This window comes from Micromonospora salmantinae, from assembly GCF_022230905.1.
Lineage (GTDB): Bacteria > Actinomycetota > Actinomycetes > Mycobacteriales > Micromonosporaceae > Micromonospora > Micromonospora salmantinae.
Genome location: NZ_JAKKFG010000045.1, coordinates 535,832 through 562,050, shown reverse-complemented (window position 1 = coordinate 562,050; position 26,219 = coordinate 535,832). Strand labels below are relative to the sequence as shown.

At 71.4% G+C, this 26,219-nt stretch carries 25 protein-coding genes; 6 read left to right on the top strand and 19 right to left on the bottom strand.

Going from position 1 to position 26,219, the window contains the following annotated elements; all coding sequences use genetic code 11:
* Nucleotides 1–46: 46 nt before the first annotated feature.
* The 7 genes from gatB to ligA all read right to left on the bottom strand — a co-directional run bounded on the left by gatB (nucleotide 47) and on the right by ligA (nucleotide 10,688).
* Nucleotides 47–1,546 carry an Asp-tRNA(Asn)/Glu-tRNA(Gln) amidotransferase subunit GatB gene (gene gatB, locus PSH03_RS31575; protein WP_210781079.1) on the bottom strand — a complete coding sequence of 500 codons (1,500 nt, stop codon included), beginning with the start codon at nucleotides 1,544–1,546 and terminating at the stop codon, nucleotides 47–49.
* 201 nt (nucleotides 1,547–1,747) lie between these two features.
* Nucleotides 1,748–2,377, bottom strand: coding sequence for a DUF4276 family protein (locus PSH03_RS31570; protein ID WP_238691249.1), 630 nt, complete (start codon nucleotides 2,375–2,377; stop codon nucleotides 1,748–1,750).
* On the bottom strand, nucleotides 2,377–3,768 hold the full coding sequence (locus PSH03_RS31565; RefSeq protein WP_210781078.1) for an AAA family ATPase: 1,392 nt from the start codon (nucleotides 3,766–3,768) through the stop codon (nucleotides 2,377–2,379). Before PSH03_RS31565 ends, PSH03_RS31570 begins: the two co-directional genes overlap by 1 nt.
* 11 nt (nucleotides 3,769–3,779) lie before the next feature.
* A complete protein-coding gene (gene gatA, locus PSH03_RS31560; RefSeq protein WP_238691248.1) occupies nucleotides 3,780–5,273 on the bottom strand; it encodes an Asp-tRNA(Asn)/Glu-tRNA(Gln) amidotransferase subunit GatA in 1,494 nt (497 codons plus the stop codon).
* Nucleotides 5,270–5,575 (bottom strand): Asp-tRNA(Asn)/Glu-tRNA(Gln) amidotransferase subunit GatC, encoded by a 306-nt coding sequence (gatC, locus tag PSH03_RS31555; RefSeq protein ID WP_091393256.1) that lies wholly within the window; start codon nucleotides 5,573–5,575, stop codon nucleotides 5,270–5,272. The genes gatA and gatC overlap by 4 nt, the downstream gene beginning before the upstream one ends.
* 145 nt (nucleotides 5,576–5,720) lie before the next feature.
* Nucleotides 5,721–8,396 carry a GGDEF domain-containing phosphodiesterase gene (locus PSH03_RS31550; protein ID WP_238691247.1) on the bottom strand — a complete coding sequence of 892 codons (2,676 nt, stop codon included), beginning with the start codon at nucleotides 8,394–8,396 and terminating at the stop codon, nucleotides 5,721–5,723.
* Nucleotides 8,397–8,552: 156 nt separating this feature from the next.
* The gene (gene ligA / locus PSH03_RS31545; RefSeq protein ID WP_210781075.1) at nucleotides 8,553–10,688 is read right to left on the bottom strand and encodes an NAD-dependent DNA ligase LigA; all 2,136 of its coding nucleotides are present in this window, start codon (nucleotides 10,686–10,688) and stop codon (nucleotides 8,553–8,555) included.
* Between the two features lie 557 nt (nucleotides 10,689–11,245).
* Here ligA and PSH03_RS31540 point away from each other — a divergent pair.
* Nucleotides 11,246–11,782, top strand: coding sequence for a type II toxin-antitoxin system PemK/MazF family toxin (locus PSH03_RS31540; RefSeq protein ID WP_238691246.1), 537 nt, complete (start codon nucleotides 11,246–11,248; stop codon nucleotides 11,780–11,782).
* 112 nt (nucleotides 11,783–11,894) lie between these two features.
* On the opposite strand, the gene PSH03_RS31535 is transcribed toward PSH03_RS31540, so the two are convergent.
* The 7 genes from PSH03_RS31535 to PSH03_RS31505 form a co-directional block, all read right to left on the bottom strand.
* Nucleotides 11,895–12,905, bottom strand: coding sequence for an ADP-ribosylglycohydrolase family protein (locus tag PSH03_RS31535; RefSeq protein ID WP_238691245.1), 1,011 nt, complete (start codon nucleotides 12,903–12,905; stop codon nucleotides 11,895–11,897).
* 30 nt (nucleotides 12,906–12,935) lie between these two features.
* Nucleotides 12,936–13,301: a VOC family protein gene (locus PSH03_RS31530; protein ID WP_181539234.1), complete on the bottom strand. Its 366-nt coding sequence runs from the start codon at nucleotides 13,299–13,301 to the stop codon at nucleotides 12,936–12,938.
* A 36-nt stretch (nucleotides 13,302–13,337) separates the two neighbouring features.
* Nucleotides 13,338–14,342 carry a methionine synthase gene (locus PSH03_RS31525; protein WP_238691244.1) on the bottom strand — a complete coding sequence of 335 codons (1,005 nt, stop codon included), beginning with the start codon at nucleotides 14,340–14,342 and terminating at the stop codon, nucleotides 13,338–13,340.
* A gap of 37 nt (nucleotides 14,343–14,379) precedes the next feature.
* Nucleotides 14,380–15,453, bottom strand: a complete 1,074-nt coding sequence (gene mnmA / locus PSH03_RS31520; protein ID WP_210781070.1) for a tRNA 2-thiouridine(34) synthase MnmA — start codon at nucleotides 15,451–15,453, stop codon at nucleotides 14,380–14,382.
* A 178-nt stretch (nucleotides 15,454–15,631) separates the two neighbouring features.
* Nucleotides 15,632–16,807 (bottom strand): cysteine desulfurase family protein, encoded by a 1,176-nt coding sequence (locus PSH03_RS31515; protein ID WP_238691243.1) that lies wholly within the window; start codon nucleotides 16,805–16,807, stop codon nucleotides 15,632–15,634.
* A gap of 105 nt (nucleotides 16,808–16,912) precedes the next feature.
* Nucleotides 16,913–17,566: a class F sortase gene (locus PSH03_RS31510; RefSeq protein WP_238691242.1), complete on the bottom strand. Its 654-nt coding sequence runs from the start codon at nucleotides 17,564–17,566 to the stop codon at nucleotides 16,913–16,915.
* Nucleotides 17,563–18,393: a DUF4397 domain-containing protein gene (locus PSH03_RS31505; RefSeq protein WP_238691241.1), complete on the bottom strand. Its 831-nt coding sequence runs from the start codon at nucleotides 18,391–18,393 to the stop codon at nucleotides 17,563–17,565. The genes PSH03_RS31510 and PSH03_RS31505 overlap by 4 nt, the downstream gene beginning before the upstream one ends.
* A 230-nt stretch (nucleotides 18,394–18,623) precedes the next feature.
* Here PSH03_RS31505 and PSH03_RS31500 point away from each other — a divergent pair, with 230 nt between their 5' ends.
* Both PSH03_RS31500 and PSH03_RS31495 read left to right on the top strand, forming a co-directional pair.
* On the top strand, nucleotides 18,624–19,226 hold the full coding sequence (locus tag PSH03_RS31500) for an RNA polymerase sigma factor (RefSeq protein ID WP_210781066.1): 603 nt from the start codon (nucleotides 18,624–18,626) through the stop codon (nucleotides 19,224–19,226).
* Entirely contained in the window at nucleotides 19,180–20,013 is an 834-nt protein-coding gene (locus tag PSH03_RS31495; RefSeq protein ID WP_238691240.1) for an anti-sigma factor, read from the top strand. Before PSH03_RS31500 ends, PSH03_RS31495 begins: the two co-directional genes overlap by 47 nt.
* Before the next feature lie 92 nt (nucleotides 20,014–20,105).
* Here PSH03_RS31495 and PSH03_RS31490 read toward each other — a convergent pair whose 3' ends face one another.
* The 4 genes from PSH03_RS31490 to PSH03_RS31475 form a co-directional block, all read right to left on the bottom strand.
* Nucleotides 20,106–21,065: an electron transfer flavoprotein subunit alpha/FixB family protein gene (locus tag PSH03_RS31490; RefSeq protein WP_091393283.1), complete on the bottom strand. Its 960-nt coding sequence runs from the start codon at nucleotides 21,063–21,065 to the stop codon at nucleotides 20,106–20,108.
* A 14-nt stretch (nucleotides 21,066–21,079) separates the two neighbouring features.
* Entirely contained in the window at nucleotides 21,080–21,859 is a 780-nt protein-coding gene (locus PSH03_RS31485) for an electron transfer flavoprotein subunit beta/FixA family protein (protein ID WP_124862320.1), read from the bottom strand.
* A gap of 187 nt (nucleotides 21,860–22,046) precedes the next feature.
* Nucleotides 22,047–22,460 (bottom strand): hypothetical protein, encoded by a 414-nt coding sequence (locus PSH03_RS31480; protein WP_210781064.1) that lies wholly within the window; start codon nucleotides 22,458–22,460, stop codon nucleotides 22,047–22,049.
* Nucleotides 22,457–23,254, bottom strand: a complete 798-nt coding sequence (locus tag PSH03_RS31475; protein ID WP_210781063.1) for a GNAT family N-acetyltransferase — start codon at nucleotides 23,252–23,254, stop codon at nucleotides 22,457–22,459. Before PSH03_RS31475 ends, PSH03_RS31480 begins: the two co-directional genes overlap by 4 nt.
* Before the next feature lie 42 nt (nucleotides 23,255–23,296).
* Between PSH03_RS31475 and PSH03_RS31470 the strand changes: the two genes are divergently transcribed.
* The 3 genes from PSH03_RS31470 to PSH03_RS31460 are packed head-to-tail and all read left to right on the top strand — an operon-like array spanning nucleotide 23,297 to nucleotide 24,435.
* Nucleotides 23,297–23,689, top strand: a complete 393-nt coding sequence (locus tag PSH03_RS31470) for a YidH family protein (RefSeq protein WP_210781062.1) — start codon at nucleotides 23,297–23,299, stop codon at nucleotides 23,687–23,689.
* Nucleotides 23,686–23,991, top strand: coding sequence for a DUF202 domain-containing protein (locus PSH03_RS31465; RefSeq protein WP_210781061.1), 306 nt, complete (start codon nucleotides 23,686–23,688; stop codon nucleotides 23,989–23,991). The genes PSH03_RS31470 and PSH03_RS31465 overlap by 4 nt, the downstream gene beginning before the upstream one ends.
* Nucleotides 23,992–24,018: 27 nt before the next feature.
* Nucleotides 24,019–24,435 (top strand): PLD nuclease N-terminal domain-containing protein, encoded by a 417-nt coding sequence (locus PSH03_RS31460; RefSeq protein ID WP_238691239.1) that lies wholly within the window; start codon nucleotides 24,019–24,021, stop codon nucleotides 24,433–24,435.
* Between the two features lie 48 nt (nucleotides 24,436–24,483).
* Here the strand turns inward: PSH03_RS31460 and PSH03_RS31455 are convergent, their stop codons facing one another.
* On the bottom strand, nucleotides 24,484–26,106 hold the full coding sequence (locus PSH03_RS31455; protein ID WP_210781059.1) for an acetolactate synthase: 1,623 nt from the start codon (nucleotides 26,104–26,106) through the stop codon (nucleotides 24,484–24,486).
* Between the last annotated feature and the right edge of the window lie 113 nt (nucleotides 26,107–26,219).

The following is a 26,219-nucleotide window of genomic DNA, read 5'->3' as shown; positions in this document are numbered from 1 at the left end:
AAGGCCGCCGCCGGGTCGCGGCGGCGGCCTGCTGCGGGTGGGTCTCTCAGCCCTGGACGCCGAGGCGCTCCAGAATCAGCTCACGCAGGGTCTTCGCGTCGGCCTGACCACGGGTGGTCTTCATGACCGCGCCGACCAGCGCGCCGACCGCCGCGACCTTGCCGCTGCGGATCTTGTCGGCGATGCCGGGGTTCGCGGCGATCGCCTCGTCCACGGCGGCGGTGAGCGCGCCGGTGTCCGACACGACCTCCAGGCCCCGGTTGGTCATGATCTCGGTGGGCGATCCCTCACCGTCGACCACGCCCTCCAACACCGTGCGGGCCATCTTGTCGTTGAGCTTGCCGGCGTCGACCAGCCCCTGGAGCTCGGCGACCTGCGCGGGGGTGGCACCGATCTCGGCCAGCTCCACGCCGCTCTCGTTGGCCCGGCGGGACAGCTCACCCAGCCACCACTTGCGGGCCGCCGCCGGGGTGGTGCCGGCGGCCACGGTGGCCTCGATCAGCTCGACCGCGCCGGCGTTCAGCACCGACTGCATGTCCAGGTCGGAGAGGCCCCACTGCTCCTGGAGCCGACGCCGGTGCACCCGGGGCAGCTCCGGCAGTGCGGCCTTCAGCTCGGCGACCCAGGCCGGGTCCGGGGCGATCGGCACCAGATCCGGCTCGGGGAAGTACCGGTAGTCGGTGGCCGTCTCCTTCGAGCGACCCGGGGTGGTGTCACCGGTGTCCTCGTGGAAGTGCCGCGTCTCCTGGGTGATCCGGCCGCCCGCGTCGAGCACCGACGCCTGCCGCAGCATCTCCGAGCGGACCGCCCGCTCCACCGACCGCAGCGAGTTGACGTTCTTCGTCTCGGTACGGGTGCCCCACTCCGCGCCCGGCAGGTTGAGCGAGGTGTTCACGTCGCAGCGCAGCGAACCCTCCTCCATCCGCACGTCGGAGACGCCGAGGGTGCGGATCACGTCGCGCAGCTCGGCGACGTACGCCTTGGCCACGTCGGGGGCGAGCGCACCGGTGCCCGTGATCGGCTTGGTGACGATCTCGACCAGCGGGATGCCGGCCCGGTTGTAGTCGACGAGCGACTCCGTCGCGCCGTGGATGCGGCCGGTGGCACCGCCGACGTGCAGCGTCTTGCCGGTGTCCTCCTCGAGGTGCACCCGCTCGATCTCGATCCGTACCGTCTCGCCGTTGACCTCGACGTCCAGGTAACCGTCGACGCAGATCGGCTCGTCGTACTGGCTGATCTGGAAGTTCTTCGGCATGTCCGGGTAGAAGTAGTTCTTCCGGGCGAACCGGCACCACTCGGCGATCGAGCAGTTCAACGCCAGGCCGATCCGGATGATCGCCTCGATGGCCGCCTTGTTGGCCACCGGCAGCGAACCGGGCAGACCCAGGCACACCGGGCAGACCCGGGTGTTCGGCTCGCCGCCGAAGTCGGTCGGGCAACCGCAGAACATCTTGGTGTTCGTGCCCAGCTCGACGTGGGTCTCCAGGCCGATCACCGGTTCGAAGCGTGCAACGACCTCGTCGTACGCGGGCAGTGTCGTGGTCATGAGACGCTCCAGGCGCGATCCGGGACAGAACCTGTCCAGCCTAATGGGGTTGCCCGATCAATCCTCGGCCGGGTTTCGTCCGGCCGGCGTGGCGTCACCGACGGTGGGGTACGAGCGACCATGGCGAACACGGGGAGAGAACGTTCCGGCCGCGTGCGACATCGGACACTGCTGGCCGACGGGGAACCGGATGGTGGCAGGTCAAGCTGAGCGGTAACCCAGCCGCACCAGCGCGTCGCGGGTGTCAGTCCACCACCGTTGGTACGCGGGCACACCCTTCAACCGAGCCAGCGAAACCAACTCGCCGAGCTGACCGTAGTGGTCGGTGGTCGATCGACTCACTCGCTGCATCACGCTGTTCAGAGCGCTCTTCGGATCGGCCACTCGCTCCACCTGTCGCGGCTGTGCGGGAAGTCCCATCTCCGCATCGGCCCATCTGACACCGAGCGCACTTCGCAGTGCGTCACCGTCCGCCAGAAGCCAGGCCTCCGTCTCACGCACCGGAACCACTGCTACCAGTTGCTCCGCACGCTCCCCCCACAACTCACGCAGCGGTCGCAGCCACTCCGCAGCGGTCCGCTCGGCGTTGGCGCCCTGATCGTGATGAAAGAAGATCAGGGAGAAGCTCGCCGGATTCTGCTCGACGAGTCCGATGACATCAGCAATCGAGCACGGCCCTCTTCGATCGCGTAACGGCTGAACGTCAGCGACCTCGACCGCGTCCTCGAATTCCGTCAAGCAGATCTCGGTCAACGCCCTGGCAAGCAGCCTGGGAAGAAACTGGTCATCGGTGACGCCCTCGGAGACCAACGCGGACGACAGGTAACGCATCAGTTGTCCAACTCCGCCATGACCTCGAACTCAGCGATTTCTCTCGGGCTCACCACACTCCCGACATCCAACGCGTCCTCGATCGTGAGCTGCCGTGCCCCCGCAATCGCCCTCCACCGACTGACCCGGCTGCGGGCCTGGCCGCGTTGCACGCGACTGACGACGTCCATGAAGACCGCGTCGGTCCGCAGCCGGGCGTGGGCGGGTTCCAACGCCCGCAGGATCGCCGGCGAGTGACTGCTCAGTATGAGCTGAGTAAGAGCGGTGCCCTCGGCTCTAGCGTCGATGGCCCTATCGACGAGGTTCCGGAGGTACCTGACGAACTGCGCGAGCCGTTGCGGGAAGATGCCGTTCTCAGGCTCTTCGAAGCAGATAAGACCGGCACCCCTGGGATCGTAAAGTGCCGCCAGCAGGGCGATCGCCCGGAGGGTTCCGTCCGAGGCCACCCTGGCGGAGAACGGCGCTTCCTCCCGAGTCAGCACTTCCACCTGCCGCTGTCGGCGGGCCTCGTCCTCAGCAAGGCGAACCCGGATGACACCCGGGATGACGGCGGCCAAGTCAGCGGACAGGTCGTTCAGCGCCCCTTCCGGCCTGTCGTCACTGCCGGTCTCATCCGCCAACCGCCGCAGCGTGTTGGCCAGGTGACCTCCGTTAGCCGCGAGGCCATCGGGGTCGTCGTAGGAATCAGGGGCACGGAGCGCGCTGGGATCCAGGTGCAGCAGACGCCACGACTGCATCTCCCGCTTGAGCGCGTACAGCAGGGGGAAGTCGGTGGCCGTGGTCAGGCTGGACAAGACTGTGGCGGTGGCAGCCGTTGCAGGAAGCCGACGCTTGCGCCCCTGATTGCCCTGCTGCCTGATGCTGAAGACGGGCCTGTTCTGCTCGTCCTGCTCCGTCTCCAACGGATCGGCACCGGTGCGGTAGGCCGCCAACCGCTTACGCTGCTCGGCGTCGAACCGGGCGACCCAGGTGTCGTCCGCCCGACGGATTCTCCGAACCGCCTCACGGACGACATACGGCCGCTGCGTCCCGCTGTGGCCGGTCGACCTGAGTTCAAGCGTCAGCTCATAACGAAGCCGCGAGTGGTTGACCTCGGCCGTGTCACCAAACGCATCGGTAACCGATCTGTCGAGCAGCACTTCCACGGCAAACGACATCACCTCGACCGAGGATCCGTCGGTGTGCTTGTGAAACAGATCCACGATGTCGCCACGCATGTGTTGGGCGGCCTCAAGAACCGGGTCGCCGGCCAGCCGACCGAGGAACTGAATGGCGTCGAACAAGTTCGACTTGCCTGCCGCATTCCGGCCGATGATCACAAGGAAGGGCGGGATGTCCAACGAGAAATCACGGAAAGACTTGAACCCGTCAATCTCGATCCGCGTCAGCATCCCGCCCGCCCTCAGAGCGCCGGCGGGGTGAACGTGCCGACTGCGGACTCCAACGCGGCGGCGACCCGGTACATCCGGTCGTCGGCCATCGTCGGGGCCATCACCTGCAGACCGACCGGCAGCCCTTCGGAGAGCCCACAGGGCACCGAGATGCCCGGCCCGCCGTACAGGTTTGTCGGAATCGTGTACAGGTCGGCCAGGTACATCTGGTACGGGTCGGCGGTCCGCGCGCCCATCGGGAACGCCACCGACGGGGTGGTCGGCGAGATCAGCGCGTCGACCCGCTCGAACGCGGCGGTGAAGTCCCGGGTGATGAGCGTCCGCACCTTCTGCGCCTGCCCGTAGTACGCGTCGTAGTAACCCGACGACAGCGCGTACGTGCCGATCATGATGCGGCGCTTGACCTCAGGGCCGAAGCCGGCCTCCCGGGTCAGCGACATGACCTCCTCCAACGACCGGTTGCCGTCGTCGCCGACCCGCAGGCCGAACCGGACACCGTCGAACCGGGCCAGGTTGGAGGAGCACTCGCTCGGGGCGATCAGGTAGTACGCCGGCAGGGCGTACGCGAACGTCGGGCAGGACACCTCGACGACCTCGGCACCCATCTTGGTCAGCGCGTCCACCGACTCACGGAACGCGGCCATCACACCCGGCTCGGCGCCCTCGCCCACGAACTCGCTGACGATGCCGAGCCGCACACCGGTCAGGTCACCGCTAGCGCCGAGCTTCGCCGCCGCCACCACGTCCGGCACCGGCTGCGGGATCGAGGTGGAGTCGCGCGGGTCGTGCCCGCCGATCACCTGGTGCAGCAGTGCCGCGTCGAGCACCGTACGGGCACACGGGCCGGGGGTGTCGAGCGACGAGGAGAAGGCCACCAGCCCGTAACGGGAGGTGCCGCCGTAGGTGGGCTTGGCGCCCACGGTGCCGGTGACCGCGCCGGGCTGGCGGATCGAGCCGCCGGTGTCCGAGCCGATCGCCAGCGGCGCCTCGTACGCGGCCAGCGCGGCGGCGCTGCCACCACCCGAACCACCCGGGATCCGGCTCAGGTCCCACGGGTTGTGCGTCGGGCCGTACGCCGAGTATTCGGTGGAGGAGCCCATCGCGAACTCGTCCATGTTGGTCTTGCCGAGCATCACGGTGCCGGCCTCCCGCAGCCGCTGCACGATCGTCGCGTCGTACGGCGGGCGCCAGCCCTCCAGGATCTTCGACCCCACGGTGGTCGGTACACCCCGGGTGGCGAGCACGTCCTTGACCGCGACCGGCACACCCGCGAGCGGGCCCAGCTCCTCGCCGGCGGCCCGGCGCTCGTCCACCGCGCGGGCCGCGGCGAGCGCGCCCTCGGTGTCGACGTGCAGGAAGGCGTGCACCCGGTCGTCGACCGCGGCGATCCGATCCAGGTGCGCCTGGGTCACCTCGACGGCGGAGGTCTCGCCTCCGGCGACCAGGCTCGCGATCTCCGTCGCGGTCATTCTGGTCAGATCGCTCTTGCCGGTCAGCTCGCTCATGAGGCCACATCCTCGGTCAGGATCCGCGGTACGCGGAACCGCTGGTCCTCGGCGTCGGGCGCGCCCGACAGCGCTTCCTCCGGGGTCAGGCACGGCGTGACGACGTCCTCGCGGAAGATGTTGGTCAGCGGCACCGAGTGCGAGGTCGGCGGGATGTCCGCGGCGGCGACCTCGCCGACCTGGGCGACCGCCTGGAGGATCACGTCGAGCTGGCCGGCGAACGTGTCCAGCTCCTCCTCGGTGACGGCGAGCCGCGACAGGCGCGCCAGGTGCGCGACCTCCTCGCGGGAGATGGCGGCCATCCGTGCCCCCTTCTGAATTCCTGCTGGTCGGGCGGTGTGCCGGCCGCGCGACAGGTGGAGCGTGACACGCGGTGACCGGAGCGAGTCTATTGTTCCGCTCCGGTGCCGCGTCCCCGACTCCCCCTCCAGCGACCCTCGTGCCGGGTCAGCGGGTGGGACGGCGAGCGACATCCGGCTGCGGGTGCCCGCCGGTCGGGCGGACCGGCCGGTACCGGGCCAGCCAGGTGACCAACTCCTCGGCCGGCATCGGCCGGGCGTAGAACCAGCCCTGAGCGGCGTCGCAGCCGGCGGCGTGCAGCATCCGCCAGGTCCGCTCGTCCTCGACACCCTCGGCCACCACCCGCAGCCCCAGCGCGCCGGCCAGCTCGATCATCGACCGGACGATCGCCGCGTCGTCGGCGTCGTCGGCCATGCCGAGGACGAACGACCGGTCCACCTTCACCTCCGCCAGCGGCAGTCGGCGTAGGTGCTGGAGCGAGGAGTAGCCGGTGCCGAAGTCGTCCAACGCGATGGCCACCCCGATCCGGTGCAGCCGGGAGATGGTGGCCAGCACCCGACGCGGATCGGCCATCAACGCGCCCTCGGTGATCTCGACCTGAAGCCGCTCGGCCGGAACCCCGTGGCGGGCCAGCCGGTCGGCGATCTGGTCGGCGATCTCGCCGGTGTGCAGGTCACGCACGCTCACGTTCAGCGCGGCACGCAGGCCGATGCCGGCCGCCGACCACCTGGCGAGCTGCTCCACCACGTCGTCGACGACACGACGGGTGAGCAGTCGCATCACGGCGCTCTGCTCGGCGACCCGGATGAGTTCCTCCGGGTCGACCATGCCCCGCCGGGGGTGCCGCCACCGCAGCAGTGCCTCCACGCCGACCACCTCGCCGGTCGCGATGGCGATCTGCGGCTGGTAGTACATGGTAATTTCCCCGGCGTCGTCGGCCGGCTCGTCGTCCGCGTGGGCCCACCCGGTCGGTTCGAGTGGCTGCCCAGGCGTACCCGGCCCGACGTCCCGCCGAGCCCCGCTGCGCCCCTTGCCCACCGCGCTCCCGTTCGGGGACCGCCGACCGATCCCGCCGCCGGCGCGCCGCTCCCGGACCGGGCCGGAACGGGTGCCGGCGACAGTGGCACGGGTGTTGCGGCCCCGGATCGGGTCGGCTCCGGTGGCGATCCGGTTGATCAGCTCATCGGAGTGCACCAGCTCGGCGTCGGCGCGCCGACGGCGTGCCCACCACCGGGCAGCTCCCGGCCGTGTGGCGACCGCCGACGCCGGGCCCGCCGCTGCTGCGGACCGGTCCGACGCCGCGGTGGGCAGCGCGCTCTCAGCCGGGGCGCCGGTGGGCAGCGCCGCCCCGTCACCGCCGCGCACCTCCCCCGACGCGACAAGGGGTACGTCGGCCGTCCGCTCGGCGTCGCTCGGCACGCCGTGCCGGCCGTTCCCGTCCGGCTCCGCACCCTCGCCCTGGCCCTGCACTGCCGACTCGGCGTCGGCGTCGGCCTCGAACGGCCCCTCGGTCGAGGGGCTGGCCTCCAGTACGCGGCGCAGGTCGGCGAGGAGACCGAGTCGCTCGGCGGAGTTGTGGTCGGACTCCGGGGCGTACACGGCCACCGTGTCGTTGCGGTGTTTGGCGTCGTACATCGCGACGTCGGCGTGGCGCATCAGAGTGGCGAAGTCCTCGCCGTGCTCCGGGAAGAGGGCGATCCCGATCGACCCGCCCACGTCCAACGGCAGCCCGTCGAGCGGCACCGGCTCGGCCAGCGCCTGGACCACCCGGTCGGCCAACTCCCGCGCCTGACCGACGTCGGTCAGCCCGGTCATCACGATGGCGAACTCGTCACCGCCCAGCCGGGCGATCATCTGTGGCCGGGGCTGCATGTCGGTGAGCCGGGCGCTGACCTCGACCAGCAGCCGGTCGCCCACGGCGTGCCCGAGGGCGTCGTTGACGTTCTTGAAACGGTCCAGGTCGATCAGCAGGAGCGCGAGCTGCCCGTCGGGTTCACCACGGGCGGTCCGCTCGGCATGCAGGTGCACCTGTTCGGCCACCTCGGCCAGCAGGGCCTTGCGGTTGGGCAGCCCGGTCAGCGGGTCGGCGGCGGCAAGGTGCTGCTGTTCGTTTGTCAACCGTGCCATCCGGTAGACGGCGAAGAGCGGCACCAGCACCAGCGGGATCAGTGCGGCGCTGACCCGCGCCGCCGCGACCAGCACCGGGGCGAGCAGCAGCAGTGAGCCGGTGGAGAGCAACTCGAAGCCGAGGCCCTGGCGGACGGTGGGCCACCAACGGTCCCCGAACCGCAGCCGCACCGCCCAGCTGACCAGCCCGTAGTTGACGACGAACCAGGCCAGCGCGGCACCGCCGACGGCGGCCACGTCGGTCCAGTGCAACCGCCCACCGGAGAAGATGGTGCCCGAGCCGAGCTGGATCACCCCGTACGCGGCGGCGAGGGCGCACGCGTACTGGCCGACGTTGAACGCCGTGCGCCACGCGGCGTGCCGCATCCGCCAACCCGAGACGACGACACCCACCGCCTGCACCACCACAGCCGGGCCGAGACCCCAGCCGAGCAGGATCGCGAAGGTGAAGCAGGTGGACGGGAAGACCGCCGACGTCTGCCGGCGCCCCGGTGGCACGAACGGGCGCGCGTCGCAGACCACGGCGAGCGCGGCCATCGTCCAGAACGCCACCGGCAACTCGGACAACTCGCCGGGGAGCGTCGCGAGTGGAACGGCGGCGGTCAGCGCGGCGACCGCCAGGATGCCGGCGACGAAGGCGGCGAACGGTGCGACCCGTCCCGCAGGCAGCGAGTTGCGTGGGTCGGCGACCTCCACCACACCTCCCGACCGACCATCGGCGTGCCGGTGCGCGCGCCGTGACCCAATGAAACGCCCTCGGCCCCCAGTTTCCCGGTATGACAGTCACGAATCGGTCGTAGTCGTAATTAAGTTGGTATACGCGGCCAGTCGCCGCGGAAGCTGTCGGCGGGGTCAACCGCCGAGCTGAGCGACCTCCCGGGCGGCGTCCGGGCCCGCGTCCAGCAGGAGCCGGAACCCGTCCTCGTCGAGCACCGGCACCTTGAGACTGGCGGCCTTGTCGGCCTTCGACCCGGGGTTGTCCCCCACCACCACGAAGCTCGTCTTCTTGGAGACCGACCCGCTGACCTTGCCGCCCCGGCTCTGCACGGCCTCGGCGGCCTGGTCACGCGAATAGCCGGCAAGGGTGCCGGTCACCACCACCGTCAACCCCTCCAACGGGCGAGGCCCCTCGTCGACCGCCTCCTCGGCCATCCGTACGCCGGCCTCGGCCCACTTGCGGACCACCTCGCGGTGCCAGTCCACAGCGAACCACTCCCGGATGCTGGCAGCGATGGTCGGCCCGACCCCGTCGACGGAGGACAGTTCCTCCTCGGTGGCCGCGTCGATGGCGTCCATCGAGCGGAAGTGCCGGGCGAGCGCCTGGGCCGCGGTCGGGCCGACGTGCCGGATGGAGAGCGCCACCAGCACCCGCCACAGGTCCCGTTCCCGGGCGACCGCGAGATTGTCCAGCAACTTGGTGGCGTTGCTGCCCAGGCTGCCGTCCTTGTTGACGAAGAAGGGCGACCGGGACAACTGCTCGGCGTCGAGTTGGAAGAGGTCGCCCTCGTTGGTGATGATCTGCCCGTCCAGCAGCGCGGCGGCACTCTTCATACCGAGCGCCTCAATGTCGAGCACCTTGCGGCTCGCCAGGTAGAAGACCCGCTCGCGGATCTGCCCCGGGCAGGTCCGCGCGTTGGGGCAGCGGATGTCGACATCGCTCTCCTTGGCAGGGGCGAGTGGCGTGCCGCAGGACGGACAGGTGGTGGGCATCACGAACGGGCGCGCGTCAGCGGGACGCAGGTCGACCACCGGGCCGAGCACCTCGGGGATCACATCGCCCGCTTTGCGCAACACCACCGTGTCGCCGATCAACACGCCCTTGCGTTTCACCTCGCGGGCGTTGTGCAGAGTGGCCTGGGCGACCGTCGAGCCCGCCACGTGCACCGGCTCCAGCACCGCGAACGGGGTGACCCTCCCGGTGCGTCCGACACCGACCTCGATGTCGAGCAGCTTCGTAGTGACCTCCTCCGGCGGGTACTTGAAGGCGATCGCCCAGCGCGGGGCACGACTGGTCGACCCGAGCCGGCCCTGGATGGAGACCGGATCGACCTTGACCACCACGCCGTCGATCTCATGCTCGACGTCGTGCCGGTGCTCGGCGTAGTAGGCGATGAACTCCGCCACGCCGGCCAGGTCCGGGACGACCCGCCACCGGTCGCTGGTCGGCAACCCCCACGACTTCAGTGCGGCGTACGACTCGGACTGCGCCGTGGGCTGGAACCCACGGCGGGCGCCGATGCCATGCACCACCAGGCGCAGCGGCCGGGTGGCGGTGACCCGTGGATCCTTCTGTCGCAGGCTGCCGGCGGCTGCGTTGCGGGGGTTGGCGAAGGGAGCCTTGCCCTGCTCGACCAGACCCGCGTTGAGATCGGCGAACGCGGCGATCGGGAAGTAGATCTCGCCTCGGACCTCCACCAACTCGGGAACGTCCGGGAATTCGGCGGACGGGACGAGCTGGCTGGGCACGTCCCGGATGCTGCGCACGTTCGCCGTGACGTCCTCACCGGTACGCCCGTCGCCTCGGGTGGCGGCCCGGACCAGCCGGCCGTTCTCGTAGGTCAGGTTGATCGCCAGCCCGTCGACCTTCAGCTCGCACAGGTAGGGCACCGGGCCGCCCGCGTCCCGTTCGACCCGCTCGGCCCAGGCCGCCAATTCCTCGTCGGCGAAGGCGTTGTCGAGCGAGAACATCCGTTCGGCGTGGGTGACCGCTGTGAAGTCGGTGGAGAACGTGCCACCCACCCGCTGGGTCGGCGAGTCGGGCGTGCGCAGCGCCGGAAACTCCTCCTCCAGTGCCTCCAGCTCGCGCAACTGCCTGTCGAAATCGGCGTCGGGGATGGTCGGCGCGTCCAGCACGTAGTAGCGGTACTGGTGTTCGGTCAACTCCTGACTGAGCACGGCATGCCGTTCCCGGGCCTGCGGCGTCGGCTCAGCCCCGGCCGCCGCCTCCTGCGCCGGGCTGACCTGCTGACCGATCTGTTCCTCGGACACACCGCCACCTTCGGACACGCCTGCGACCTCCCTGATCACGCTACTCCGGCACCGTATCGGGCCGGTGGGACAATCCGCCGCCCACCCGCGCCCGAAGCGACCCCGCCCTCACCCGCCTGCCTTGATCACTTGATGCTGGGTAGCTCGACACCGGCGCGTCAGACAGAGTGACTCTTCGTCAACCCCGCCCTGCCCCGCCGATCATGGAGTAGTGGTGGGCGACAAAGCGCCTCAATCGCGCCAGAACAGGCACCAGAAGTCCATGATCGACGAAGCCGGACCGCCCTCCTCCGCGATCTTGCGTTTCCTGTCGCGACATTAGGTGGAATTACGCGCATAACGGCGACCGAAAGTGCAAGATCGGCGCGGCGGGTCCTTCGGCCACCAACCGGGCCGCCGACCCAACGGTGCTACTCAGCATCAAGTGATCGAGGGTGACGGTGGGGTGACTCGGGGCGGCGAGGCGGCTGCGGTGTGGTTGGCGAGCGGCACCGGCGGCGGCGTGCAAGGATCGCCGGACGGCGCGACCGGCGGGTCGCCGGGACGCGGAGGTACTGATGCCCGAGGCACTGCTCTGGGCGGTGGCGATCCTGCTGGCCGTGGCCGCCGGCTGGGCGTGGAACAGTTGGCGGCACCGGGTGGCCAACCGGCGTCCGGGTACCAGGCCGGGTCGGGGCGGCACCGGTGGCCGTCGTTCCACCCCGCCGCGGCCCCGTGGCGCCGAACGGCCGTCCACCAAACCCCGCTCGCGCGACACCGACCGGCACGGCGACGCCCCGGCGCCCGGCGAGATCTGGTGGGCCGACGTGCCGTACGCCGACGGCAGCGGGTCGAAGGTGCGTCCGTGCCTGGTGCTGCGCGCCGACTCCCGGGGCGCCGACGTCCTGAAGATCACCAGCCAGGACAAGAGCGACCGGGACGACCACGTGCGGATTCCCACCCGGGACTGGGACCCGGGCGCGGAGCACGACAGTTACCTCAGCCTCACCGAGCCGATCCGACTCAGCTCGGGCGCCTTCGCCGACCACGCCGGCCGCTGCGACGCCGACCTGTGGCGGAAGGTCCGCAGCCTGCGCCACCTCCCCACCTCCTGACCACCCCTCGTGGCCGCTCATCGGTCATGATCCACTCGGGTTCCTGAAAGTCGCGGTGTCCTGAGCTCCCGGATGCCCCGGTCTACAGAAACCCGAGCCGAGCCGGGCCGGATCAGTCCCAGATCGCGCCGAGCGTGGCCAACTGGTCCGCGTACTCGATGCGGTTGGCCCATTCGCGCGGCCAGGCGGTCATGCCGACGGCCGCGCCCACGAACGCGCCGGCCAGGGCGGCGATCGAGTCGGAGTCGCCGGCGGTGGTCGCGCCCCGGGCCAGCGCCGCGACCGGGTCGTCGGCGTGCCGTACGGCGCAGAGCAGCGCGGTGGCCAGCGCCTCCTCGGCCACCCAGCCCTCCCCGGTGGCCCGGCACGGGTCACCACCGTCGTCGGGTTGCGCCAGGGTTCTGGTCAGTCGGCCCAGCACCGCCAGGCACTCGTCCCAGCCCTGGACGATGAACTCCTGCGGAGAACCGGAACCGGCGCGCTGCCAGAGGTCACCCAGCCACCGCTCGGAGTAGACCCGGCGCTGGGACAGGGCCCGCTCGGTGAGCACCGCGGGAAGGTCGGGCAGCGGAACGCCCGCACGCAGCACGAAGACCGCGTACGCGGTGAGTTCGCTGGCGGCCAGCCCGGTCGGGTGGCCGTGGGTCAGCCCGGCCTGCAACTGGGCCAACCCGGCGAGCGTGTCGAGGTCCACGTCGAGCAACCCGACCGGGGTGACCCGCATGTTCGCCCCACAGCCCTTCGAGCCGACCACCGTCGCCTCCTGCCAGCGCACCCCACGGCTCAGCTCGGCGCAGGCGCGCAGGCAGGTCATGCCCGGGGCGCGGTTGTTGTCCGGGCTGACCGCCCAGGCCAGGAAGCGTCGCCGCAGCAGTGGCTCCACCGCCTCCGGCGTGAACGACGGCGCCTCGTGCAGCGCCCAACCCACCGCCAGTGCCATCTGGGTGTCGTCGGTGACCAGTGCCGGCTCGCCGGACAGCTCCCGTGGACCGGTCGGGCCGTACCGGCGCTCAATCTCGGCGACGGTCAGGAACTCGGTCGGCTTGCCCAACGCGTCACCGTAGGCGAGGCCGAAGAGCGAACCGGAGGCGCGAAGCGCAGAGGTGTGGATCACGGCGGCCATGATGCCTGGCCGCCGCAACCCACGGCCGGGTCAGTCCCAGCAGAGGCAGAACGGGTGGCCGGCCGGATCGGCGTAGACCCGGAAGCCCTCACCCTCGCCTGGCAGCCGCCGAGCACCCAGCGCGAGCGCTGCCTTCTCGGCGGCCTCGATGTCGTCCACCGTCACGTCGAGGTGGAACTGCTGTGGGCGCTCAGGATCCGGCCAGGCCGGTGGGCGCAGGTTGAGCGCCTGTTGAAAGGCGAGGCGTGGCTGGTGACCGGGCGGGCCGCCCAGCACCACCCAGTCGTCATCGGAGTCGCCCTCGGCGAGCGGCACGCCGAGCAGCTCGGCGTAGAACGCCGCCAACGCCCGCGGATCCGGGCAGTCGATCACCACTGAACGCAGCTGTCCAATCATGACCGTCATCCTGCCCACCGGGTACGACAGGAAACCTCAGTCCTCGGCGAGGCGCCGGCCGGCGTCCCGGCACGCGGCGAGCACCGCCCGCGCGTACTCCGGGGTGGCGCCGGCGAGGCCGCAGGCCGGGGTGACCACCACCTGCTCGGCGAGTTGGCGACGAGGGAAGCCGAGGCGGTCCCAGACCTGGCGTACCCGATCGGCGATCTGCGCGGAGGTCGGCGCGCCACCGGCCGACGGCGGCCGGGTCGGCGCGACCCCGGCCAGCAACCCGAGGCCGGCGTCGATCGCCTCGCCCAGCGGGTCGAGCTTGGTGACCAGGTCCAGGTCGAGGGCGACAGCGACGGCGCCGGTGGAGCGGATCAGCTCCAGCGGCACCTCCGGGGCGCAGCAGTGCACCAGGGTCGGCACGCCGACCGCCTCGACGACAGTGCGCAGCAGCGCGGCGGCGTCCACCGAGTCGACCGCCCGGTACGCGCCCAGACCGCTCTCGGTCGGCACCCGCCCGGCCAGCACTGTCGGCAGTGACGGCTCGTCCAGTTGCAGCAGCACCGATGCCTGGGGCAGTCGGCGGGCGACCGCCGCGACGTGCGCGCGCAGCCCTTCGGCGAGGGAGCCGGTCAGGTCGCGGACCGCGCCGGGATCGCGCAGCATTCGGCCACCGATCGGCAACTCCAGGGAGGCAGCCAGCGTGAGCGGGCCGGCGGCCTGCACCTTGATCGGCCCGGCGTACCCCTCGGCCTGCTCGGCGAGCTGGTCCAGGTCGCGTTCCATCAGGTCACGGGCCCGGCGCAGGTCGCGGCCCGGGCGTGGGGCGACCCGCCACCGCCCCGCGTACACCTCGACGGGCACCTCGACGAGCAGCCCGGCGGACCGGCCGATCATGTCCGCTCCGGGGCCACGGGCCGGCAACTCGGGCAGGTGGGGCAGCTCGGGAAGCTCACCGAGGACCACCCGCTGAGCCTCGCCGATGTCGGTGCCGGGCAGCGAACCAATTCCGGTTGCCGCGCCGGCCGGCCAGGGCCACGCCTGATCTGTCACGGGCGAAGGCTATCCCGCGAACACCCGGGCCGTGCGGTCAGCCGGTGATGGTCGCGGAGCCGAGGACCACGTCGCCGGCCGGGTCCGGTCGGTACGCCACCACGGCCTGACCGGCGGCGACGCCGCGTACCGGTCGGCGCAGCTCGGCGTGCAGCCGGTCACCGTCGAGGGCAACTGTCGCCGGCACCACGTCGCCGTGCGCGCGCAACTGCACCTCGCACTCGACCGGGGCGTCCGGACGGGCGCCGCCGGTCCAGACCGGACGTACGGCGTGCACGTCGGACACGTCCAGGGCCTCGGCCGGGCCCACAGTCACCGTGTTGGTCTTCGGCGTGATGGAGAGCACGTAGCGTGGCCGGCCGTCCGGGGCGGGCCGGTCCAGGTGCAGCCCGCGGCGCTGCCCCACCGTGTACGCGTACGCGCCGCTGTGACTGCCGACCACCGCGCCGGTGGAGGCGTCCACCACCTCGCCGGGCGCCTCACCGAGCCGGCCGGCCAGGAAGCCGCGGGTGTCGCCGTCGGCGATGAAGCAGATGTCGTGTGAGTCCGGCTTGTCGGCCACGGCCAGGCCACGCTCGGCGGCCTCGGCGCGGACCTGCGCCTTGGTCGAGTCACCGAGCGGGAAGATCGACCGGTCGAGCTGCTCACGGGTGAGCACGGCGAGCACGTACGACTGGTCCTTGGCCAGGTCCACACTGCGCCGCAGCAGCCCGTCCGCGCCGAGGCGGGCGTGGTGCCCGGTCACCACCGCGTCGAAGCCCAGGGCCACCGCCCGGTCCAGCACCGCCGCGAACTTGATCTTCTCGTTGCAGCGCAGGCAGGGATTCGGCGTACGACCGGCGGCGTACTCGGCGACGAAGTCGTCGACCACGTCCTCGTGGAAGCGGTCGGCCATGTCCCACACGTAGAACGGGATGCCGATCACGTCGGCCGCCCGCCGGGCGTCCCGGGAATCCTCCAGGGTGCAGCAACCGCGCGCGCCGGTCCGATAGGTCTGTGGGTTGCGGGCCAGCGCCAGGTGCACGCCTGTCACGTCGTACCCGGCCGCCACCGCTCGCGCCGCCGCCACCGCCGAGTCAACCCCACCCGACATCGCCGCCAGAACCCTCACCGACCCACTCCCCTTCCCCGTCCCCACCACAACCCTATCCACCAGCCCCGAGAACCCCCCGAACCCGTGCCCGCCCCACCCACGAACCTTCGCGATCTTGCAGTTTCTGCGCCGACATATGCCGCGCAAGGCGCGAAAGGCCAACCGAAAGCGCAAGATCGCGGGGGTTGGGCCCGGGTCAGCGGGGGGTGCGGAGGGCGGCGGCCCGGCGGGCTCGGTCGACAGCTGCCGGCAGGGCCGCGATGAGGGCGTCGATGTCGGCCTGGGTGCTGGTGTGCCCCAGGGTGAAGCGCAGCGAGGAGCGGGCGCGGTCGTCGTCGGCGCCCATCGCCAGCAGCACGTGCGAGGGCTGGGCCACGCCGGCCGAGCAGGCGGAGCCGGTCGAGCAGGCGATCCCCTGCGCGTCGAGCAGGAGCAGCAGCGCGTCACCCTCGCAGCCGGGGAAGGAGAAGTGCGCGTTGCCGGGCAGCCGATCGGTCGGGTCACCGTTGTAGATCACCTCGGGCACCGCCTGGCGGACCCGCTCGATCAGGTCGTCGCGGAGCGCGGCCACCCGGGCCGCGTACTCCTGCTGGCCCTTCACTGCCGTCTCCACCGCGACCGCGAAGGCGACGATGCCGGCGGTGTCCAGGGTGCCGGAGCGGATGTCGCGTTCCTGGCCGCCGCCGTGCAGCAGCGGCGTGGCCGGCACGTCCCGGGCGAGCAGCAACGCGCCCACCCCGGTCGGGCCGCCCAACTTGTGCCCGGTGACGGTCAGCGCGGCGACCCCGCTGGCGCCGAAGTCGACGGGCACCTGACCGACCGCCTGGATGGCGTCGGTGTGGAAGGGCACACCGTGCTCGGCGGCGACGGCGGCCAACTCGGCCACCGGCTGGACGGTGCCCACCTCGTTGTTCGCCCACATCGCGGTGACCACTGCCACCCGGTCGGCGTGCGCGGCCAACTCGGCGCGCAGGGTCTGCGGGTCGAGCCGACCGACGGCGCCCACCGGCAGCCAGCCGACCTCGGCGCCCTCGTGCTGGGACAGCCAGTCGACGGCGTCCAGCACCGCGTGGTGCTCGATGGCGCTGGAGACCACCCGGCGGCGGTCGGGCCGGGCTGATCGGCGGGCCCAGAAGATGCCCTTGACCGCGAGGTTGTCGCTCTCCGTGCCACCACCGGTGAAGATCACCTCAGAGGGCCGGGCGCCCAACACCGCGGCCACCTGTTCGCGTGACTCTTCGACCCGGCGGCGGGCACGGCGGCCCGCCGCGTGCAGGGAGGACGCGTTGCCGACCTCGCGGGCGGTAGCGACGTACGCCTCCAGTGCCTCATCGAGCATGGGAGTCGTCGCCGCGTGATCCAGGTAAGCCATCGCCGTTCAGCGTACGGCCGACACCTTGGGGACCGGATGCCGGAGGGGACTGCGCGCATCGGGCCGGGGCGGAACTCCACCCCGGCCCGATGCGCGCGGACCCGGTCAGGCGGGCACCGCGGTGACGACGATGTTGTCGCGGTACCTGCGCGCCTTGGCGTCGAACGGCCCACCACAGGTGATCAGGGTCAGCCGCGGCTTGCCGTCGCGGGCGAAGTACCGGTCCAGTGGGATCTTGGTCTTGGCGTACTCCTCCCGGGCGACGACCCGGTAGCGCCGCGCCTCGCCGTCGCTGCCGGTCGCTGTCAACGTGTCGCCCTGGTCCAGCTCACGCAGCCGGAAGAACGCCCCCTTGCCCTGCTTGGCGCTGTCCACGTGACCGGCGATGACGACCGAGCCGACCTCCGCCTCCAGGCCGGGGCCGTACCGGTACCAGCCGATCTGGTCGACGCTCGGCGGCACCTCGAACTCGTTGGTCCGCTCATTGATGCCGACTGCGTTGACGGTGGCGGTGACGCCGATCTCCGGGATCAGCAGCCGCACCGGCGGGATGATCTTCGGGCCGGCGGGCAGTTCACCAGCGGTGACCGGCACAGACGGGGCACTGGCGGCGGTCGGTGCGGGGCTGGCCAGCGTGCTCGCCTCCTCGGCCCCCACCGTCCCGGCCGGCTGGTTGGCGCACGCCACCAGGGCGGCGGCGGTGAGCGCGGCAACGCCGGCGGCCAGGGCCGCGAGCGCGCCGCGATTGCGCACCGTCACGTGCGGCCCGTCCGCGCGGTCGCCATCCGCACCCCACCACCAAGCAGCAGGAGTACGCCGGCACCGGTGAGCACGTACCACCAGGTGTCCACGCCCGTGCCGGCCTGGCCGCCGTCACCGCTGGGCACGCCGCCCGGTGCGGAGTGCAGGCCGGTGATGGTCTGGGCCACCACGTCGAGGGTCTTGCCCTCGGCGGAGCCGATCGCGTAGACGATCGTGGCGGTGCCCTCCTTGAGGTTGAGATCCGCCGGGCCGATGGCCACGGTGTCGGTGCCGGCCAGCACCACGTCCGCCTTCACCTCGCCCGCGTCGACGTCGCCCTTGGCCTCGTTCGGGTTGGTGAGGTCCTCGAAGACCGGGGTGCCACCGGCGCGCACGTCGACCGCCGGGGCGGCGGCGGTGTGCCGGACGATCAGCCGCGCCTTGCCGGCGTCGACCTTCGAGACGTCGTTCACGAACGGGGTGATCTTCGGCTGGCCGGCGGCGTCGAGGTGGGCCGCGATGCTGATGTTCGCACCGCCCGGCACCGCTGCGTCGTCGACAGTGAGGATCGCGCTGCCGATCGGCTCGCCCGGCTTGGTGAGCGCGATGTCGTAGTCGCCCTCCTCCAGGTTCAGCGGGCCGGCGACGTCGCCGGGCTTGAAGTTGTCCAGCGTCTTCTTGCCGTTGACGTAGACGTCGACCGGGGTGTCCGGGATGCCGTGCACGACGGAGACCTTCGACGTGGCGGCGTACGCGGGGCCGGCGGTGAGGGCGCCGACGCCGGCGAAGGCCAGCGCGGCGACCGCGCCGCCCGCGGCGACCCGACGGAAGTACGAGAGCTGCATGTCTGCCTCCTGATATTTGGTGCTGATTCGTCAGGCCTGGCTTGCAGAACGGGTTACGCCGGCTGTCGGACGGGTGGATGCGCCCGGGAAGCGCTTTTCTTTTCCGGCCCCGACCGCATCCGGAACGGGGTCGGGAGACGAAGAGCTGGTGAGATGACATCGACCGGGGAAGTGGGGCGGGGACTGTGGCAGCTACAGTCGGGCATGCCCCATCGAAGGCGAGCCGCCCGATGACGGCGCTACGACAGGAACCGGACCCTCCGGTGGACGACCTCGACCGCAGGTTCCGCGACGGCGACGACGTGGCGCTCCGCGAGGCGTACGACCGCTACGGTCGTGCCGTGCTCCACCTGGCCACGTCCATGCTGGCGAACCGCAGCGACGCCGAGGACGTCACCCAGGCGACGTTCGTCGCCGCCTGGCTGGGTCGCGACACGTTCGACCCGGCCAAGGGGTCGCTGATCGGTTGGTTGCTCGGCATCGGCCGGCGGAAGGTGATCGACCGGATGCGCGCCTCGGCCCGGGAGAGCCGGGTGGTGGAGACGGTCCGACAGCTGCCCGAGCCGGCGCAGACCCAACCGGACCCGGACCGCGTGGTGGACCGGTTGGTGATCGCCGACGAGCTGGCTCGTCTCCCGGACGACCAGCGACGAATGCTGGAGCTGGCCTTCTACGACGACCTGACACACCAGCAGATAGCCACTGTGACCGGCGTGCCGTTGGGCACCGTGAAGAGTCACATCCGACGCGGCATGGCGAGCTTGAAACGCAGATGGGAGGTGGACGGTGCAGCACCTGGACCACGACCGGCTGGTATTTCTGGCACTCGGTGAGAGCGAGGCGGACGACGGGGAGAGCACCCACCTCGGCACCTGCGCGCTCTGCCGCGCGGAGGTCGCGAGCCTTCGACAGGTGGCGGGGCTCGGCACCGAGACGCAGGGCCTGGCTGACCTGCCCGACCCGCCGGAGCACGTCTGGCAGGGCATCGAAGCCCAGGTCAGGGCCGCGGAGGCCGGGCCGTTGCTGACCGAGACCCGTCGACACCGGGTGCCCGAGCAGGCCGACACCACGACCGCCGAGCAGGCCGAGACAACGACGGCCGAGCAGACCTTCGGCGCGGCGGCCGAGTCGACGGTGACCCGACTGGACCCGGCGCGGCAATCCCGCCGAGGTCGCGGCTGGTCCGGTTGGGTGGCCACCGCGGTGACCGCGGCCGCCGCCGCGGCGGTCGGCGTCGTGGGCACCGTCTCGGTGCTCCGACCGGACGATCCGACGCCCACCCCGCCGCCGGCGGTGGTGGCGAGCGCGCCCCTGGCGGCGTACGGGTCGACCCCGCCGACGGCCAAGGGTGACGCCCGGGTTTTGAAGGACGGCCAACTACATCTGCAGGTGGCGAATCTCCCGAGCGTCGCGGGGTACTACGAGGTCTGGCTCATCAATCCGACGACGATGGAGATGTTCTCGGTCGGCACCCTTGGTAGCGGCTCGGACGCGCTGCTACCCCTGCCCCCGAATGTCGACCTCAAGAGCTACTCGGTGGTCGACGTCTCCGCCGAGCAGTACGACAACAACACCCGCCACTCCGGCGACAGTCTGCTGAGGGGCTCTCTGACGGGCTGATCGGCGGGCCGGCTCAGCTCCCCGGCTCGCCGATCAGCTCCCAACGGCAGTGGCCGCCCGTGCGAACGGGCGGCCACTGACGTATCGCTGGCTTACTTGCGCTTGCGGATTTCCTCGGCAGCCTGCGGGACGATCTTGAACAGGTCGCCCACCACCCCGAAGTCGGCCAGCTCGAAGATCGGCGCCTCGCCGTCCTTGTTGACAGCGACGATGGTCTTCGAGGTCTGCATGCCGGCCCGGTGCTGGATGGCGCCGGAGATGCCGAGGGCGACGTAGAGCTGCGGGGAGACCGTCTTACCGGTCTGGCCCACCTGGAACTGGTGCGGGTAGAAGCCGGAGTCGACGGCCGCGCGGGACGCGCCGACGGCGCCGCCGAGCAGGTCGGCCAGCTCCTCGACCAGCTTGAAGTTGTCGGCGTTGCCGACGCCCCGACCGCCGGAGACGACCACGCCGGCCTCGGTCAGCTCGGGGCGGGAGCCCTTTTGCTCGGCGACCCGCTCGACGACAGTGGCCAGCTTGTCGGTGTCGGTGACCGACACGCTGAGCTGCTCGATCGCCGGGGTGGCCGCCGCCGGGGCGGGGGTGACCGAGTTGGGCCGGACGGTGACCAACGGCAGGCCCTTGGTGACCTTGGACTTGACGATGGTGGAGCCGGCGAAGGCGACCTGGGTCGCGGTGCCGTCGGCGTCCAGGCCGACCACGTCGGTCAGGATGCCGTTGTCGAGCTTGACGGCGAGCCGGGCGGCGATCTCCTTGCCCTCCTGGGCCGACGCCAGCAGCACGGCGGCCGGCTGCACCCGCTTGACCAACTCGGCCAGCACTGTCGCCTTGGGGGCCACCAGGTAGCCGTCGATCTCGTCACCCTCGGCGGCGTAGATCTTCTCCGCGCCGTACTCGCCCAGCTTGCCGCTCAGCGCCTCGGCGGCGCCGGCGCCGCCCAGCACCACAGCGCTCGGGGTGCCCAGCTCACGCGCGAGGGTGAGCATTTCCAGGGTGACCTTCTTGACGCCGAATTCCTTTGTGGCTTCGACGACGACGAGAACCTCGGACATGTCAGACCCCCCTCTCACACGAACTTCTCGGTGGCGAGGAACTCGACCAGCTTGACGCCGCCCTCGCCCTCGTCAGTGATCTTGGCGCCGCCGGAGCGCGGGGGGCGCTTGGTGTGCTCGACGACGGCGCTGGTGGCGCCGTCGAAGCCCACCTCATCGGCCGCGACCCCGAGTTCGGCCAGCGAGAGCGTCTGCACCGGCTTCTTCTTGGCGGCCATGATGCCCTTGAAGGAGGGGTAGCGCGGCTCGTTGATGGTGTCCCAGACGGAGACCACGGCCGGGGTGGCAGCGGTGACCACCTCGTAGCCCTCCTCGGTCTGCCGCTCGACGGTCAGCGTGGCGCCGTCGACGGTGAGCTTGCGGGCACCGGTGAGGGCCGCGACGCCCAGCCGCTCGGCGATCATGTGCGGCATGACCTGGACCCGACCGTCGGTGGACTCGGCACCGCAGATGACCAGGTCGGCATTGAGCTGACCGAGCGCGGCGGCGAGCACCTTCGAGGTGGCGACGGCGCACGAGCCGTGCAGGGCGTCGTCCAGCACGTGCACGGCCTTGTCCGGGCCCATCGAGAGCGCCTTGCGGATCGACTCGGTCGCCCGGTCCGGACCCATGGTCAGGATGGTGACCTCGCCGCCGTGCGCCTCCTTGATCTTCAGCGCCTCCTCGATGGCGTACTCGTCCATCTCGTTGATCACGTTGTTCGCCGAACCGCGGTCGACGGTGTTGTCGTCATTGCGCAGGTTGCGGTCCGCGCCCGAATCAGGCACCTGCTTGACGAGTACGACGATGTTCATCGCGCTTCGACGACCCTCCTGTGTGGTGTTGCGATTCGCTCGCCCGGTCTGGGGCGCAGCGTCGCGCGTCGGTCGACGCCAGGTCAACCGAGGGCGGTTGTGCAGTTGCCCACGGCGCAATGTTACCTGCCAGTAGGTTGCGCTCCCGCAGCACTCAGAGTGACACAGCTCACCGACGCGTGGCCGGTCAGGCCGGCTCGGCCAACGCGACCCGGATCTGGTCGATGGCCGCCGCCTCGGCGGGCGCCACCCCGTCGTGCGCCCGGGCCACCTGGTCCGCCGCGGCCAACACCAGTTCGCGGTACGCGTCCACGTCCCGTGGGGACTTCTCACGCAGGATCCGCACAGCCTGCCCCAGCGCCGGCAGTACCACCGACTCGATCTCCAGCTGCGAGTCCCGGGGAAGTCGCGGAAGCGGGCCGGTGGTCAGCGCCTCCTTGACCGTGCCACTGGCGTCGGCCAGCGCGCCGGAGGCGGCGATGCTCTCCCGGATCACCCCCAGCACACCGGGGTCGGCGTTGGAGACCAGGAAGACCGCGCCGAAGGCACCCGTCTTGAGGGTCAGCCGCTCCTCGTCCGTCAACCGCTGTTCCATGATCACGGAGTGTAGACGTACGGGGTGGTGGTGGTGATCGGGACGAGACCGAGTCGCTCCAGGATCGGCCGGCTGTCCTCCGAGGCGTCGACCTGCAACAGCGTCCGGCCCCGCTGGTCGGCGAGCCGGGCCCGGTAGGTGACCAGCGCCCGGTAGATGCCCTTGCGACGCCACTGCGGCAGTGTGGACCCACCCCACAGGGTGGCGAAGCCGGTGTTCGGAGCGAAGCGCACCCAGCCGGCGCTCACCACCGTCGCGTCCGCCTCGGCCACCACCACTGTGATCGAGTGCGGGTCGGCGTCGATCTCCTTGGCCAGGCCCCACACCAGGTGCGACCGGTCCTCCTGCCAGACCTCCTCCTCCATGGCGGCGATCCGCTCCAGGTCCTCCCGGGACGTCACCTCACGCAGGCGTACCCCCTCGGGGACGACCGGCAGCGCGGCGGCGAGCGGCGCGACCGGGCCGACCACGACGGTCTCCCGGTCCTCCGGCACGAAGCCGGCCGCCCGCAGCCGGTCCGCCAGGTCCGCCGGTTCGTCGTGCTCGTTGAGCTTCCACTCCGCCGACTCGCCCCGCTCGCTGCACAACCGCACCTGCCGGGCGATCAGCTCGTCCAGCGCGTCGCCGGTCAACCCGCCCAGGTCGCGGTAGGTGATGAAGCCACCGGAGTCGAGCCCGGAGATCCGGACCAGCGGCCCGTCCCGCTCCACCGTCACCCCGGCCGGAACCGGGTCGGGGATCTCCGGACGGAGTTGGTTGTCGTAGGCGGCCCGGAGCGTCTGTACGTCGAGATCAGTCACCGGCCCAGGCTAAGCGGGATGGGAAGCGGATAATCTCCCACTGTGTGGGAGGCGATCAGGCGGTGGTTCGACCCGGCGGAGCTGGGCTCGGTCGGTGAAACACCGGACTACCGCTTCTCCCTGGCCAACGAACGGACCTTCCTCGCCTGGCTGCGCACCGGGTTGGCGCTGGTCGGGGGCGGGTTGGCCGCCGCGCAGTTCCTGCCACCCCTGCCGATGAGCCACCTGCGGGAGGTGATCGCTGTGGCGTTGCTGCTGCTCGGCGCGGCGGTCGCGATCCGCGCGGTGGACCACTGGTCGCGTACCGAGCGGGCCATCCGGCTCGGTCAAGAGCTGCCCGCGTCCCGGTTCCCCGCCGTCCTGGCGCTCGCCGTCGGCGTCGGCGCGTTGCTGCTGGTGGTCGCCGTCCTGATGCGGGCGGTCGGCGAGCAGTGAGCACCGGACGCGACCCGGGGCTGCAACCGGAGCGGACCCGGCTGGCCTGGCGGCGCACCCTGCTCACGGTGACCGTGGTGAGCGTGCTCGCCGTCCGGCTGGCGTCGACCGGCGACGCGACCGGTGCGCTGATCGCCGGCGGCACCGTTCTGGTGTGGGGCGCCCTGCTGGTGCTCTGCTGGCCACGGGGTACCGGAACGGGTCCGGCCCGCACCGGCGGCCGGACACTTCCCCTGGTCACGGTGGGCACTGTGGTGCTGGCGTTACTGGGAGTGCTGCTGGTGCTGCGCGGACTGTGGTGACGCGCGCCGGTGCGTCATCATGGGTGCATGGCCCGGCTTGGCGTACTCCTCTTCCTGGTGCAGATTGTCCTCGCCGTCTGCGCGCTGATCAGCTGTCTCTCCGCCGACGAGGGCAAGATCCGCGCCCTTCCCCGGATCGCCTGGGTGCTGATCATCTTGTTCTTCCCGCTGGTCGGCTCGATCGCCTGGTTCATCGTCGGCCGGGAGCCCAGCCCCGGCACCCGTAAGGGCTGGCCGGGCGGCACCGGCGGCGGCGAACGGCAGCGCCCTCGGCCGGTGGCCCCCGACGACGACCCGGAGTTCCTGCGCTCCGTCGAGGAACGCGCCCAGCAGCAGGACCAGGAGCTGTTCCAGCGCTGGGAGGAAGACCTGCGGCGGCGCGAGGACGACCTGCGCCGCCGTGACGGTGAGCCGCCGCGCGAGGGCGACCGACCGGAGGTGTGAACGCGCCGCCGCCGCCGGCGCAGGAGCGACGACGGCGGCGGGTGCGACTCAGGCCAGGTTCGACGACCGGGGGTACGCGTCGGTCGGGTCGGTGAGCACGTTCACCAGGTACGGCACTCCGGAGTCGAACGCCCGCTGGAGCGCCGGGCCCAGGTCGGCCGCCTTGGCGACCGTCTCCCCCGCCCCGCCGAGCGCGCTGACCACCGTGTCGTACCGCAGCTCCGGCTGGAGGTCGGCGGCCACGTCGTAGCCGTACATGGCCCGCATCGGGTGCTTCTCCAGCCCCCAGATGCCGTTGTTTCCGACGACGATCACCACCGGCAGCTTCTGGCGGACCAGCGACTCGACGTCCATCAGCGAGAAGCCGGCAGCGCCGTCGCCCATCAACACGCAGATCTGCCGGTCCGGGTGACTGACCCGGGCGCCCATCGCGTAGCCCATGCCGGTGCCCAGGCAGCCGTACGGGCCCGGGTCCAGCCACGTGCCGGGCTGGGCCGGCTCCAGGTACCGCCCGGCGTACGACACGAAGTCGCCGCCGTCGCCGATGGTGATCGCGTCCGGGGCGAGCGCCCGACGCAGCTCGCCGTAGATCCGGGCCGGGCGGATCGGGTCGGTCTCGGCGGCCATCTCCGCGGCGTCGCGAGCCTTCGCCGCGTCCTCGGCGACGCGCAGGTCAGCGATCCAGTCGGAATGGTCGGCCCGGTCACCGGAGTGATCGGCCAGCGCGGACAGGATCAGGCGCAGGTCACCGGCGGGGGCGGCGGCCGGCTGCACGTGCGTCGCCCGCTGGCTGGGGGCGTCGACGATGTGCACCACCTTGGCGTCACCGAAGTCGCCGAAGCTGAGCCGGAAGTCCAGCGGGGTGCCCACCACCACGACCACGTCGGCGCCGGAGAGCGCGGCCCGACGAGCCTTGGCGAACGCCAGCGGGTGCTCCGGCGGGAGCGAGCCGCGACCCATGCCGTTTGTGAAGACCGGCACCTGCAACGCCTCGGCCGCCTCGCGCAGCGCGGCGACCGCGTCGCCCGCGTACACGTCGGAGCCGGCGATGATGACCGGCCGCTGCGCCCCGGCGATGAGCATCGCCGCGCGGCCGACCTCCTCCGGGTCCGGGGCGATCGGGTCGACACCCGTCACGGTGGGCAAGTCGGCCTCGGCGACCGAGAAGACCGTCTCCAGCGGAAAGTCGAGGAAGGCCGGGCCGCGGTGCGGGGTGAGCGCGGCGTTGAGCGCCGCACCCACCGCACGCGGGATGTCGTCGGTGCTGAACACCGTCTCGGCGTGCTTGGTGACCGGGGCGACCAGCGGCAGGTGGTCCATCTCCTGGAGGCTGCCCGAGCCCCAGCGGAACGCGGGCGCGCGCCCGCCTAGCACCAGCACCGGCGAGGCGTTGAAGAACGCGCTGGTCATGCCGGAGATGCCGTTTGTGACACCGGGCCCGGCGGTGAGCACGGCGAGACCGGGGCGGCGCTGGAGCTTGGCGACCGCCTCGGCGGCGAAGACCGCGGACTGCTCGTGCCGGACGTCGTAGATCGGGAAGTCGGTCTTGTACGCGGCGTCGTAGAGCGGGAAGACGTGCCCGCCGGACAGCGTGAACATCTCCCGTACGCCGTGCGCGCGTAGTGCCGCGAGCGCCAACTCGCCGCCGTGACCCTCGATCCGCTCCGTCATGTCGCTCCCATCGTCCGTGGCCGGGATCACAGGTTACCGGCCAGTCACTTGGCAGTGCGACCGTGGCCCCGGCCAGCAGACGCTGCCGAGGTCAGGGGGCCGTCGGGGCGGGA